At 72.4% G+C, this 12,941-nt stretch carries 10 protein-coding genes; 6 read left to right on the forward strand and 4 right to left on the reverse strand.

What is annotated here, in order from left to right; genetic code table 11:
• Positions 1 to 49 precede the first annotated feature (49 nt).
• The gene (locus tag AOJ26_RS04510) at positions 50 to 931 is read left to right on the forward strand and encodes a GNAT family N-acetyltransferase (RefSeq protein WP_053846876.1); all 882 of its coding nucleotides are present in this window, start codon (positions 50 to 52) and stop codon (positions 929 to 931) included.
• A gap of 103 nt (positions 932 to 1,034) precedes the next feature.
• Here AOJ26_RS04510 and AOJ26_RS04515 read toward each other — a convergent pair whose 3' ends face one another.
• Positions 1,035 to 1,811, reverse strand: a complete 777-nt coding sequence (locus AOJ26_RS04515; protein WP_053846843.1) for a GNAT family N-acetyltransferase — start codon at positions 1,809 to 1,811, stop codon at positions 1,035 to 1,037.
• Between the two features lie 80 nt (positions 1,812 to 1,891).
• On the opposite strand from AOJ26_RS04515, the gene AOJ26_RS04520 reads away from it, so the two are divergent.
• The 4 genes from AOJ26_RS04520 to AOJ26_RS04535 all read left to right on the forward strand — a co-directional run bounded on the left by AOJ26_RS04520 (position 1,892) and on the right by AOJ26_RS04535 (position 9,244).
• Complete coding sequence (locus AOJ26_RS04520; RefSeq protein WP_053846844.1) at positions 1,892 to 2,371, forward strand: nucleoside deaminase; 480 nt, start codon at positions 1,892 to 1,894, stop codon at positions 2,369 to 2,371.
• Positions 2,372 to 2,548: 177 nt separating this feature from the next.
• Positions 2,549 to 6,790, forward strand: coding sequence for an aminotransferase class I/II-fold pyridoxal phosphate-dependent enzyme (locus AOJ26_RS04525; RefSeq protein ID WP_053846877.1), 4,242 nt, complete (start codon positions 2,549 to 2,551; stop codon positions 6,788 to 6,790).
• Between the two features lie 13 nt (positions 6,791 to 6,803).
• Entirely contained in the window at positions 6,804 to 7,547 is a 744-nt protein-coding gene (locus tag AOJ26_RS04530) for a hypothetical protein (RefSeq protein ID WP_053846845.1), read from the forward strand.
• Between the two features lie 110 nt (positions 7,548 to 7,657).
• Positions 7,658 to 9,244 (forward strand): alpha/beta hydrolase, encoded by a 1,587-nt coding sequence (locus AOJ26_RS04535; protein ID WP_053846846.1) that lies wholly within the window; start codon positions 7,658 to 7,660, stop codon positions 9,242 to 9,244.
• 10 nt (positions 9,245 to 9,254) lie between these two features.
• Here the strand turns inward: AOJ26_RS04535 and AOJ26_RS04540 are convergent, their stop codons facing one another.
• On the reverse strand, positions 9,255 to 9,683 hold the full coding sequence (locus AOJ26_RS04540; RefSeq protein WP_053846847.1) for a MarR family winged helix-turn-helix transcriptional regulator: 429 nt from the start codon (positions 9,681 to 9,683) through the stop codon (positions 9,255 to 9,257).
• 69 nt (positions 9,684 to 9,752) lie between these two features.
• On the opposite strand from AOJ26_RS04540, the gene AOJ26_RS04545 reads away from it, so the two are divergent.
• Positions 9,753 to 10,181: a PaaI family thioesterase gene (locus tag AOJ26_RS04545; protein ID WP_053846848.1), complete on the forward strand. Its 429-nt coding sequence runs from the start codon at positions 9,753 to 9,755 to the stop codon at positions 10,179 to 10,181.
• Between the two features lie 4 nt (positions 10,182 to 10,185).
• On the opposite strand, the gene AOJ26_RS04550 is transcribed toward AOJ26_RS04545, so the two are convergent.
• Positions 10,186 to 11,430 (reverse strand): arginine deiminase, encoded by a 1,245-nt coding sequence (locus AOJ26_RS04550; RefSeq protein WP_373413157.1) that lies wholly within the window; start codon positions 11,428 to 11,430, stop codon positions 10,186 to 10,188.
• A 30-nt stretch (positions 11,431 to 11,460) separates the two neighbouring features.
• Complete coding sequence (locus AOJ26_RS04555) at positions 11,461 to 12,873, reverse strand: basic amino acid/polyamine antiporter (RefSeq protein ID WP_053846849.1); 1,413 nt, start codon at positions 12,871 to 12,873, stop codon at positions 11,461 to 11,463.
• Positions 12,874 to 12,941 lie beyond the last annotated feature (68 nt).

Raw genomic sequence — 12,941 nt, forward strand, 5'->3', positions numbered from 1 at the left:
CGGCAGGCTTCAGGTCGCCCGCCCGCCCCTCCCCGTGACGGAGACCCGCTTGTCCTTCGACATCACCCCGCTCGTCGACCCCGAAGCCTCCGCCGCCAGCCGCCGTCTCGCCTGGCTGGCCTCCGGGGACGACGGCGTGCCGCTCGGATCGGCCTTCCTGCGGCTGTTCACGAAGGAGGGACAGGAGCACCTCGCCGAACTCCAGCTCGCGGTGCACGGCGCCGAGCGCCGGCAGGGCGTCGGAACCCGGCTCCTCGAGGCCGCCGTGGACGCGGCGAGGTCGGAGCGGCGACGGTCGGTGATCGCGCAGGCCGTCCAGGGCTCCCCCGCCGACCTGTTCCTGGCCGCACGCGGCTTCCGGCAGGTCCTGACGCTCACGTACGCCCGCCTCCCGCTGGCCGACGTCGACCGGGCCGCCGTCGAGGCGCTCGTCGAAGTGCCCCACCCCGGCTACCGGTTGACCGAGTGGGAGGGCACCGTGCCGGACGCGCTGGCGCGGTCCTTCGCGGCGTCCCGGCGCGCGATGGACGACATGCCGATGGAGGGCACGGACTTCGGCACGGTCGTCTGGGACGTGGAGCGCGTGGTCGCGGCCGCGGAGGCCGTCGCACGGCGCGGCGAGCTGCTGCACACCGTCGCCGTCCTGGACGCGACGGACGGCGGCGTGGTCGGCTTCTCCGAACTCGTCGTGCCCGGCGACGGGTTGGGCGACGGCCAGCACTACGGCACCGCCGTGCTCCCCGGACACCGGGGGCGCGGACTGGCCCGCTGGATGAAGGCCGCGGCCGTCCGGCACGTCCTGGCACGGCACCCGGCACTGTCCGGCCTGCGCACCGACACCGCGCAGAGCAACGGGCCGATGCTCGCCGTCAACGACTCCCTCGGATACCTGCCGACCCACCAGGCCGTGGAGTACCAGCTCGACCTGTGACGACCGAGCCGACCACCTCCGGTCGCCGCCCGCGGTGCCGCCGGCCTGGTCGTCCGGGCCGCCGGCCTGGTGCGAGACGGCCGGGTGCACGGCCGGCGCACGTCTACGGCTGGTACACGTGCGGTTGCGTGATGGTCAGCGGCTCGAACCCGAGGCGTTCCAGGATGGGGCGGCTGGTGGCCATCGCGTCGACCTGGAGGTACCGGTAGCCCCGCTCCATGGCGGCGCGGGCCCGGTGGGCGACAAGGGCGCGGTAGATGCCACGGCCGCGCCAGCCCTCGACGGTGCCGCCGCCCCACAGCCCGGCGAAGCGGGTGCCGGGCACGAGCTCCATGCGGGCCGCGCTGACCGGCACGTCACCCGCGAGCGCGACGACCGCGACGACGGTCTCGGGATCGTCCCGGAGCCGGGCGAGCAGTTGGTGCCGCAGCCGGGAGCTGTCGGTGCCGAACGCCTTCTCGTGCACGTCCGCCACGAGGTCGACGCCCGCGCGGTCGGTGACCGGGAGGAAGCGGACCCCCTCGGGCGGCTCGACGTCCAGGGTGAGGTCGGCGACCTCGGCGATCATCAGCGTCTCCTCCGGCTCGGGCGTGAACCCGGCCGCCCGCAGCCGCTGCCCGAGGTCGACGGGCAGGTCGTGGCCGTACAGCTTCCACTCGAACTCCCGGCCGAGCCCCGTGTAGTACGCGATCTGCTCGGCGATCGCCGCGTCGGCGCTCGATTCGTCCAGGCCGGACCAGACGACGCCGTTCCAGCCGTGCTCGGCGGCGACCTGACGGACCACCGCGCCGACTCGCTCCACACGTGCCCCGGGACCGTCCGGCTGTGCGCCTTCGCGCATGTCCCGGTCGTAGAGGGCGAGTACCGCAACATGATCCATGCGCTCACTTCACCACCTGGACGCCCGCGCGGCAACGATGTTTACGGCCGCCCCGGTCAGGATGAGCCTAGGCTCGGGGCATGGTCGTGAAAGAGAGCGAACTGCCGTATCTGCGCCGCTGTGTCGAGCTGGCCGCCGAGGCGCTGGAGGCCGGGGACGAACCGTTCGGCTCGGTCCTGGTGGGCGCCGGGGGCGTGATCCTCGCCGAGGACCACAACCGCGTGGCCTCCGGTGACCGCACCCGCCACCCCGAGTTCGAGCTGGCCCGCTGGTCCGCGGCGCACCTCACGCCCGAGGAGCGGGCCGCGGCCACCGTGTACACCTCCGGCGAGCACTGTCCGATGTGCGCCGCCGCGCACGCCTGGGTGGGCCTGGGACGCATCGTCTACGTCGCCTCGTCCGCGCAACTGGCCTCGTGGCTGGAAGAGTCGGGCGTCCCGGCACCGCCGGTGCGGACCCTGCCGGTCAACGAGATCGCCCCGGGCGTCGTGGTGGAGGGCCCGGTGCCCGAGTTCACGGAACGTGTACGACAGTTGCACCACCGGTTCCACCGGCGCTGACCGCCGTCCTCCGGGATGCAGGCCGTCACTCCCCGTGCCTACGATCGGAGGATCCCGGACCAGGTGGAAGACCCGGTCTCCTCCAGTGGCCAGTGGGGGGAGGCGCTCGCCTTGCAGTGGGCACGCCGGGCGACGGCAGCCCATGTCTGTCTGGTCGCCGTCGCCGCGCTCGTCTACATGACGGTCCCCGCCGCGCGCACACCGCTGTGGGCCGTGATCGGCCTCTCCGGCGTCTGCGCCGTGCTCGTCGGCGTCCAGCTGCACCGGCCCGCCCACCGCTGGCCCTGGTGGGCGCTGGCGGCGGGCCTGCTCACCTTCATCACGGGCGACACGTACTACAACGTCCTGGAGGAGTACTTCGACGCCTCCAACCCCTTCCCCTCCCCCGCCGACGCCAGCTACCTCGCCACCTACCCGCTCTTCGCGGCCGGCCTGTACGGCCTCATCCGCTACCGCTGGGCGAGCCACGACCTGCCCAGCCTGCTCGACGCCCTGATCTTCACCGCGGGACTCGCCCTGCCCGTGTGGGTGTACCTGGTGCAGCCGCTCGCCGAGGTGGAGGGCCTGACCTGGCAGCAGCGGGCCATCAGCATCGCCTACCCCCTCGGTGACGTGCTGGTCCTCGCCCTGCTGGCCCGGCTGCTGACCCCGAGCCCGGTCGACGGGCCCAACCGGTCGGTGCAGCTCCTGGTGGTCGGCACGCTGACCCTGCTCGGCTTCGACATCGCGTACGGCATCCTCCAGCTCAACTCCCTCTGGCAGGCCGGCACCCTGCTGGACTCCGGGTGGGTCGTCTTCTACACGGCCTGGGGCCTGGCCGCGCTGCACCCCTCGATGACGGCGCTCACCGCCGCCGTGCCGCAGCGGCAGACCCCGCTCCCGCCGCCCCGGCGGCTCGTGCTGCCGGCTGCGGTCACCCTCGTCGTGCCGGGGATGCTGCTGTACGAGGCGGTCACCCACAGCGCCCACCACTCGGCGGTGATCGGCGCCTTCTCGGCCCTGCTGTTCGTGCTGGTCATCCTGCGGCTGGCGGGCATGGTGGTGGCCCACCGGGGCGCGGTGGCCCGCGAACTGGCCCTGCGCCGGGCGGCCGGGTCCCTGGTGTCCGCGGTCCGGCAGCAGGACGTCGTACGGTCCTGCGAGGCGGCCGTCGCCATGCTGCTGGGGCCGGCGGTCCGCCACCGCACCCTCCTGCTGTCGGCCGAGGAGGCCGCGCCGCTGCATCCCCGCGAGGCCCGGCGGGCGGCCCCGGCCGACCTCGGACCCGATGTCGCGGAACGGCTGGACGGGCTGCCGGCGGTCCAGGTGTGCCCCATGACCTCGCCCGACCGCCCGGCCACCCACGACCCCGGCGTCCTGCTGGTCGCCGGGCCGCCCGGGCCGCTCGCCGAGACGCGCGGCTCCCTGGAGATCCTCGCCTCCCACGCCGGACTCGCCATGGAACGCGTCCTGCTGCGCCAGGAGGTGATCCGCCAGGAGAGCGAGGCCTACTTCCGCACCCTGGTGCGCAACACCTCCGACGTCATCCTGATCGTCGAGGACGACGACACCATCCGGTACGCCAGTCCCTCCGCCGCCGCCGTGTTCGGCACCGCCGACCTCGTCGGCACCTCGCTGCCGGACCTGGTGGACCCCCGCGACCGGCACCGGGCGGCCCGCGAGCTGACCGCCGTACGCGACCACGGGCCGAGCGTCTCCCACGACCACTGGTGGGTGCGGCACCGGTCCGGGCGGGTGGAGGTGGAGGTGCGGTGCAGCGACTTCCGCGACGAGCGGACCGTGGCCGGCCTGGTGGTCACCCTGCGCGACGTGACCGAGCAGCGCAGGCTGGAGCACGAGCTGACGCAGCGCGCCTTCCACGACTCGCTGACCGGTCTGCCCAACCGGACGCTGCTCCTGGAGCGGATCGAACGCGCCCTGCTGCGCGGCCGCCGCGAGTCGTCCCTGACCTGTCTGCTCTTCATCGACCTGGACGACTTCAAGCTGGTCAACGACACCATGGGGCACTCGGCGGGCGACCACCTCCTGCTCGACGTCGGCAACCGGCTGACCCGCACCCTCCGGCGCACCGACACCGCGGCCCGGCTGGGCGGCGACGAGTTCGCCGTACTGATGGAGGACGCCCGGGAGCCGCTGGACGCCGAGCTGCTGGCGGCCCAGGTGGTGCAGACCCTCACCCGGCCCTTCGTGCTGGGCGAGGAGTCGGTCACCGTCTCGGCCAGTGTGGGCGTGGCCACGGCCCGCGACAGCACCGACGCCGAGGAGCTGCTCGGCCATGCCGACCTCGCGCTGTACGCGGCCAAGGCGGCGGGCAAACGGCAGTGGCGGCGCTACCGGCCGATGCTGCACGCCCGCGTGGTGGAGCGGCACGACCTGCAGAGCCGGCTCGCCCGGGCCGTCGCCGCGCAGGAGTTCGCCCTGCGCTATCAGCCCGTCGTGGACATCGACGCGGGCGAGGTGGTCGGCTTCGAGGCGCTGGTGCGCTGGCCGCGGGCCCCGCACCAGCCCGTCTCCCCCGAGCAGTTCATCAGCCTGGCCGAGGAGACCGGGCACATCGCCCCGCTGGGGTCGTGGGTGCTGGAGAACGCCGTCGCCGACATCGCGGGCCTCCAGCAGCTGCCGGGGCCCGCGGCTCCCCCCTACGTGAGCGTGAACGTGTCCGCGCGGCAGTTCCGCGACACCGGGTTCGTGGACCAGGTGGGCCGGGCGCTGCGGACCCCGGGGCTGGCCCCCGGTTCCCTCCAGCTGGAGCTGACGGAGACGGTGCTGCTGCGCCGGGACGCCCAGATCCAGGGTGTGCTCCAGGCCCTCAAGGAGCTGGGGGTGCACATCGCGGTCGACGACTTCGGCACCGGGTTCTCCTCGCTGCGCTACCTGCGGGACTTCCCCATCGACGTACTGAAGATCGACAAGACGTTCATCGACGACATCACGCGTGACGCCCGGCAGGTCGCCCTCGTCGAGGGCATCGTCCGCATCGCCGACACGCTCGGGCTCCAGGTGATCGCCGAGGGCATCGAGGATCCGGCGCAGCGGGACATGCTGGCCGCGATGGGCTGCCGGTTCGGGCAGGGGTTCCTTTTCGCCCGGCCCATGACGGTTCAGCAGAGCGAACGGGTGCTGCGCCAGGACGGCGGCCGCTTCGCCCCGGGTTCCGGTGGCACGAACGGGCGCCCGGCCCGCCGTTCCGCGCCGTCGGCGGCCGCCGGGAAGCGCTCGGCGGACCTGGAGCACCTGCGGCGCACCAGTCCGATGAGCGACGCGGTCATCGACGAGGTGCGCGGCCGCCGCATCCGCTGCCGCGACCACTGGCTCACCGACTTCGCCTCCTGCAACTACCTCGGCTTCGACTGGGACCCGGAGATCGCCGCCCGCATCGATCCGGCGGTTCGCCGGTGGGGCACCCACCCCAGCTGGTCGCGGCTGCTGGGCAGTCCGCGGCTGTACCTAGCGCTGGAGGAACGCCTCGCCGCGCTGCTGGGCGCCCCCGACACCCTGCTGCTGCCGACGCTGACCCTCATCCACGCCTCGGTGATCCCGGTCCTCGCCGACGGCGGTCACGTCTTCGTCGAGGCGAGCGCCCACCGCACGGTGTACGACGGCTGCGTGGTCGCCCGCGGCCAGGGCGCCACCCTGCACCGCTTCCACGCCGAACGGCCCGAGGAACTGGACGCGCTGCTCTCCTCCGTGCCCGCCCGTACCACCCGGCTGGTCTGCATGGACGGCGTGAACAGCATGACCGGCAACATCACCGACCTGCCCGTGCTGGCCGAGCTGTGCCGCCGGCGGGGCGCGGCGCTGTACGTCGACGACGCGCACGGCTTCGGGGTGATCGGGGAGCGCGCCCCGGACGAGCCGTGTCCGTACGGCCGGCGCGGCAACAGCGTGGTGCGGCACACCGGGGAGTCGTACGACGGGATCGTGCTGGCCGGCGGGTTCTCCAAGGCGTACTCGTCGCTGCTGGCGTTCCTCGCGCTGCCCACCGACCTCAAGAACCGTCTCAAGACGACCGCGGCCCCCTATCTGTACTCGGGCCCCTCGCCCACGGCGTCGCTGGCCACGGCTCTGGCCGGCCTCGAGGTCAACGATCGCCGGGGGGACGCGCTGCGGGCCGACCTGTACCGCAAGACCCTGCGGGTGCTCGACCATCTCGCGGAGCTCGACGTGAGCACCCTCAACCGGGACCGGCTGCCCATCGTGGAGATCCCGCTGGCCGACCCGGCCGATCTCGACGCGGTCGCCGCGTTCCTGTGGCAGGAGGGCATCTACGTGACGCTCGCCGCCCACCCGCTGGTGGCCCGGGACCGGGTCGGTTTCCGGGTGCAGATCACGGCCCTCAACTCCGACGAGGACATCGACCGGCTGAACGCCGCGCTGACCGGGCTGGCAGGGCGCTTCCGGCTGCGGCCGCGGACCTGAGGAGGTGGATGCGATGGTGACGACACACAACGACGACGTGGACTGGGACCGCTGGCCGGTCGCCGACTACCTCGCCGAGAACTACCGGGAGTTGCACCCCGCGGACGCCGAGGTGATCGCCCACCACTCCGCGTTCTACCGGCGTCTGCCCCCGGGCGGGATCGCGCGCTCGGTGGAGTTCGGTGCCGGGCCCAACCTGTACCCGCTGATCCTCGCGTCCGCGGCGAGCCGGCACGTGGACGCCGTCGAGGCCGGCGCGGGCAACGTGGCCTATCTGCACCGGCAGATCGTCTGCGGTCCGGACGCGAGCTGGCTGCCGTTCCACGCCCTGTGCCGGCGTCTCGATCCCGGTCTGCCGCGGACCCTCGCGGGGTCGCTGGCGCAGGTGCACGTCGTGCACGCGGACGTCCGGGACCTGGAGCCGGGCGGCTACGGGCTGGCGTCCATGCACTTCGTCGCCGAGGGGGCCACGGAGGACTTCGCCGAGTTCGCCGACTTCTGCCGGGCGTTCGCCCGCTGTGTGGTGCCGGGCGGCTACCTGGTGGCCGCGTTCATGGAGAACATGCCGACCTACCGCATCGGACCGACCTCGCGCTGGCCGGGCTGTCCCGTGTCCCCGGAGTCCGTCACGGAGGTGTTCGCACCCCTCACCCGGGAGCTGTCCGTCACCCGCGTCGACGCCGATCCGACGCTGCCGGACTACGGGGACTCCGGGATGGTGCTGCTCACGGCGGTGACGGCGGACGGGCGGCGGTGAGCGGACACGGACAGTGCGGCCCGGTCCGTGATCCCGCTCGTCCGGAGGCGTACGGCCACCGGGCCGCTTATCGTGATCGAGGGCGCCGATGGGCGTCCTTGGAGGCATGGATGCTCGCCAAGGTGACGAGGCGGCGATGCGCCGTGTCCGGAGCCGTGGGGCTGGCCCTGCTCGGCGCCGGGCTGCCGGCCGTGGCCGCGGACGGCTCCGGACCGGACCTGTCGCGCTTCTACAGCCAGAAGATCAAGTGGTCGAAGTGCGTGGGCATGGAGACACCGAAGGACCTGCAGTGCGGCAAGGTCACGGTGCCCCTCGACTACACGAAGCCCCGCGCGGGCACCCTCGACCTGGCACTCGCCCGCTACCGGTCCACGGCCCGGCACAAGCGTGGTTCGGTCCTGATCAACTTCGGCGGCCCGGGCGGTGCGGGCGTCCCCGCGCTCGCGGCCGGCGGCGACGACTTCATGGGCCTGACCGACGAGTACGACGTCGTGTCCTTCGACCCGCGCGGCGTGGGCAGGTCCTCGCCGGTGAGCTGCGGCGCCGGCACCGACGAGGCGCTCGCGGCCACCGACGACGAGACGGCCGTCGCCCAGGACCCGCGGTCGGTGCTCGGGAGGCTGCGGGACGCGGCCGCCCAGTGCGCCAAGCACTCCGGGCCCGTGCTCCGGCACATCGGCACGGTGAACGTCTCGCGCGACCTGGACGTCATGCGCCAGGCCCTCGGCGACAAGAAGCTCAACTACCTCGGGTTCTCCTACGGCAGCCGGCTCGGGGCGGTGTACGCGGCCCAGTTCCCGAAGAAGGTGGGCCGGCTGGTGCTGGACGGGGTGGACACCCTGACCGAGCCGCTGTCCGAGCAGGGCGTCGCGGGCGCCGCCGGTCAGCAGACGGCGCTGGAGGACTTCGTCGACTGGTGCGTGAAGGACATCGCCTGTCCGTTCGGCACCGACGCGCGCGGTGCCCGGGAGCAGGTCCTGCGCCTGGTGGCGTCGCTGGACGAGGACCCGGTGCCGACGGACTTCGGTCCCGCCTTCACCGGCCAGGACCTCGTGGGGGCCATCAGCCAGGCCCTCTACAGCGAGGACCTGTGGCCCTCGCTGGAGCGGGCGCTCGCCGAACTGGTGGAGGACGGCGACACGACGGGCGTCATCGCCTTCGCGGGCGGCGGCTCCGGTTTCCTCACCCGCGCGCGCCCGCCCTCCGACGACCCGACGAACACCCCTCTCTCCGACGTGGAGGACGTGCCCTTCGACAATCTTCCGGCGGCACTGATGGCGGTCAACTGCGCGGACGATCCCGACCGCCCCGGCGCCGACCGGATCGCCGGGGACCTGACCCGGCTGCGCGCCGCCTACGAACAGGCGTCCCCGGTGTTCGGGCGCTACCGGCTCACCGAGTACCTCATGTGCTACGGCCGCCCGAAGGGCACCGACTTCATCCGCGAGAAGGTCCGCGACGTCCGCACCCCGAAGATCCTGCTCGTGGGCACCCGCGGCGACCCGGCGACGCCGTACCGCTGGACCGTGGAGACCGCCGAGCGCCTCGGCGACTCGGCCGTGGTCCTCGACAACAAGGGCGGGGGCCACACCGGCTACGGCTCCTCCAAGTGCGTGCACCGCAAGGTCGACGACTTCCTGCTGTACGGCAGCCTGCCGCCCGACGGCAGCTCGTGCGGGGCCGAGAACGAGGACTGAGGGCGGCCCGCTAGGACTCCCAGTGGGCGAGCCGGTGCATGGCCGTCGCCGCGCCGGTGAAGCCGTCCTCGCCGAGCAGCTCGCGCAGTTCGGCGTTGAAGCGGTCGATCTCCGGCCGGGCGGCCCGCAGGGCGTCGGTCCCGGCGTCGGTCAACTCCAGGACGACGGCCCGGTGTTCGCGCGGGTGCGTGTCCTTGGTGACGAGTCCGGCCGCAGTGAGCCGTCCGACCAGCCCGGTCACCGCCGACTCGCGCAGGCCGAGCGTGCGGGCCAGCCGCTGCTGGGTGATGCCCGGCTCGTCGTGCACGGCGAACAGCGCGCCGAGCTGGGCCGTGGTGACGCCCGCGGCGGCCAGGCAGCGCCGGTCCGCGGTGGTGCGCAGGCGGTGTGCGGCCCGCTGGAGCAGGAAGTAGAGGCGCTGGTCGTCGGGCTCGGGCATGGGCCGATGTTGACAGACGGGAGGGACGGGCGCCAGTCTCACTTCACCAGTGAAGTGAGGTGGACAGAGATGACTCGGACCCTGGACCTGGAGCTCGCCCGGAAGGTGCTGGCGGACCAGCCCTTCAGCAGGCTGGTCGGCGCCCGGCTGACCGCCTTCGAGGAGGGCGCGGCGACACTCGAGTTCGACATCCGCGACGACCTGCTCCAGCAGCACGGCACCGTGCACGGCGGAGTGCTCGGTTACGCGGCGGACAACGCGCTCACCTTCGCGGCGGGTTCGGCGGCCGGCCCAGCGGTGACCACGGCCGGTTTCGCCATCGACTTCCTGCGGCCGGCCCGCGGTGAGGTGCTGCGGGCCCGCGCCCGGGTCGTCCGGGCCGGCCGCACCCGCGTGGTGTGCCGGTGCGACCTCAGCACCGTGGACGCGGAGGGCGCCGAGACCCTGTGCGCGGTGGCCCAGGGCTCGATCGCCGTCCTCGAACCGCTCCCCGCGTGAGCGGTCAGAACTCCACCGGGTCCCGCACGATCGGGCAGGTCATGCAGTGCCCGCCGCCGCGACCGCGCCCCAGTTCGGCGCCGACGATGGTGACGACCTCGATCCCGGCCTTGCGCAGCAGGGTGTTGGTCTGGGTGTTGCGGTCGTAGGTGAAGACCACGCCGGGCTCCAGGGCGACGGCGTTGTTCCCGCTGTCCCACTGCTGGCGTTCCGAGGCGTAGACGTCCCCGCCGGTCTCCACGACCCGCAGCTCCGGCAGTCCGAGGGCCTTGGCGACCACGTCGACGAAGGCCGCCGAGCCCTCGTCGACGACCTCGATGCCGGGCGCCTTGTCGGAGGGCCGCAGGGAGAAGGTGTGGACGGCCTCCATGATGGCCGGGTAGAGGGTCACCAGGTCGCGGTCGGCGAAGGTGAAGACGGTGTCCAGGTGCATCGCGGAGCGCAGCCTGGGCATCCCCGCGACGACGACGTGCTCGGCGGCGCCGTTCTCGAACAGGGCGGCGGCCACCTGGGTGATCGCCTGCCGGGAGGTGCGTTCGCTCATGCCCATCAGGACGACGCCGTTGCCCACCGGCATGATGTCGCCGCCCTCGAACGTGGCCTGTCCCCAGTCCAGTTCGGGGTCGCCCCACCAGACGGTGGCTCCCGCGTAGTCGGGGTGGAAGGTGTAGACGGCCTTCATCAGCAACGTCTCGTCGTGCCGGGCCGGCCAGTACAGCGGATTGAGGGTCAGGCCGCCGTAGAGCCAGCAGGTGGTGTCCCGGGTGTACAGGGTGTTGGGCAGCGGCGGCATCAGGTACTCGCGGACGCCGGTCGACTCGCGGGCCAGCGCGATGTGGGCGGAGCGGTACTCCTCGGGCAGGTCGGTGGTGGCCAGGCCGCCGATCAGGTAGCGGGCGAGCCGGTCGGGTTCGAGGGTCTCCAGGTAGGCGCGGGTGGCGTCGATGAGGCCGATGCCGACCTCGTTGGCGACGATCTTGCGGTCGAGGAGCCAGTCCCTGGCCCCGGGGACCGCCATCGTCTGCGCGAGCAGGTCGTGCAGTTCGACGACGTCCACGTCCCGTTCGCGCAGCTTGTTGACGAAGTCGGCGTGGTCGCGCTGGGCGTTCTCCACCCACATGACGTCGTCGAAGAGCAGGTCGTCGGAGTTGGTGGGGGTGAGTCTGCGGTGGGCGAGTCCGGGCGCGCAGACCAGCACCTTGCGCAGCCTTCCGACCTCGGAGTGGACGCCGTATGCGGTACTGGTCACGAGGTGCACCTTTCCGAGCACGTACGAGGGTCAGAGGCTGATCCAGCCCAGCGCCAGGGCGACGATCCCGAGGACCGCGCCGGCGATCGAGACGCCGAGGACGACGAGTTCGCGCGCCGAGAACAGCCGTCTGCCCTGCTCCTTGCGGGCCATCACGAACAGCGCGGTGGCGGGGGCGTAGACGATTAACGAGACGAGGACGAACTTGAGGCCGGCGGCGTAGATGAGGAACGCGGTGTAGAGCGTGGCGAGGACGGCGACCACCAGCTCGCCCCGCACCCCGATCCGCACCGCGAACGCGGCCGCGAGCAGGAAGGGGATCAGGGTCAGCGCGCTGGTGAGGTCCAGGGCGAAGTTGAAGGCGTCGTCGGAGAACAGGGTGACGACGAGGAAGAGCTGGCTCAGCAGGGTGGTCAGGACCAGCGCGGGCACCGGGACGTCGGCCGCCGTGGAGCGCCTCAGGAACCGCGGCATGTCGTCGTCCTTGGCCGCCACGAACAGCACTTCGGCGGCCATCAGCGTCCAGGCGAGGTAGGCACCGAGCACGGAGACGATCAGGCCGACGCTCACGAAGACCTTGCCCCAGGTGCCGACCGCGTGCTCCAGGACGCCCGCCATGGAGGGCTGGCGCAGCTCGGCGATCTCGCTCATCGGCATGAGGCCGTACGACACGATGGTCACCGAGGCGAAGGTCGCGAAGACGCTGAGGAAGCCCAGCACGGTGGCCCTTCCGACGTCCTCGCGGCGGCGGGCGTGCCGGGAGTAGACGCTGGCGCCCTCGACTCCGAGGAAGACGAAGACCGTTGCCAGCATGGTTCCCTTGACCTGCTGGAACAGTGAGCCCGCGTAGTCGGCGCCGCCGAAGTTGTCGGCGAACACGGACGGCTTGAGGTAGAAGAGCGCGAGGATCACGAAGACGAGGATCGGCACGACCTTGGCGATGGTGACGATCCGGTTGATGGCCGCCGCCTCCTTCACGCCCCGGCTGATGAGCGCGAAGAACAGCCACAGGCCGGCCGAGGAGAGCACCACCGCGAGCACGGTGTCGCCCTCGCCGAGCGCGGGCGCCAGGGTGCCGATCGTCGACATGATCAGCACCCAGTACGTCACGTTGCCGACGCAGGCGCTCGCCCAGTAGCCGAACGCCGAGAAGAAGCCGAGGTATTCGCCGAAGCCCGCCTTGGCGTAGGCGTACACGCCGGCGTCGAGGTCGGGGCGGCGGACGGCGAGGTTCTGGAAGACGAACGCCAGCATCAGCATGCCGGCGCCGGCCACCGCCCAGGCGATGAGCGCCCCCGCCACGCCCGTCTCCTGGGCGAACCGGCGGGGCAGCGAGAACACACCGGCGCCGACCATGGAACCGACGACCATGGTGGTCAGCGTCGGGAGACTCAGCTTCGCCGGGGCGACGGGGGCCTGGGTCTCGGTGTCGTTCTTTGCCATGAGATCATCACGTTAACAACGAAATGCCCTGATTGCCCGATCAAGTTGCTCCAAATGCCTGATCGGCG

The organism is Streptomyces sp. NRRL B-24085, assembly GCF_001282115.1.
GTDB lineage: Bacteria > Actinomycetota > Actinomycetes > Streptomycetales > Streptomycetaceae > Streptomyces.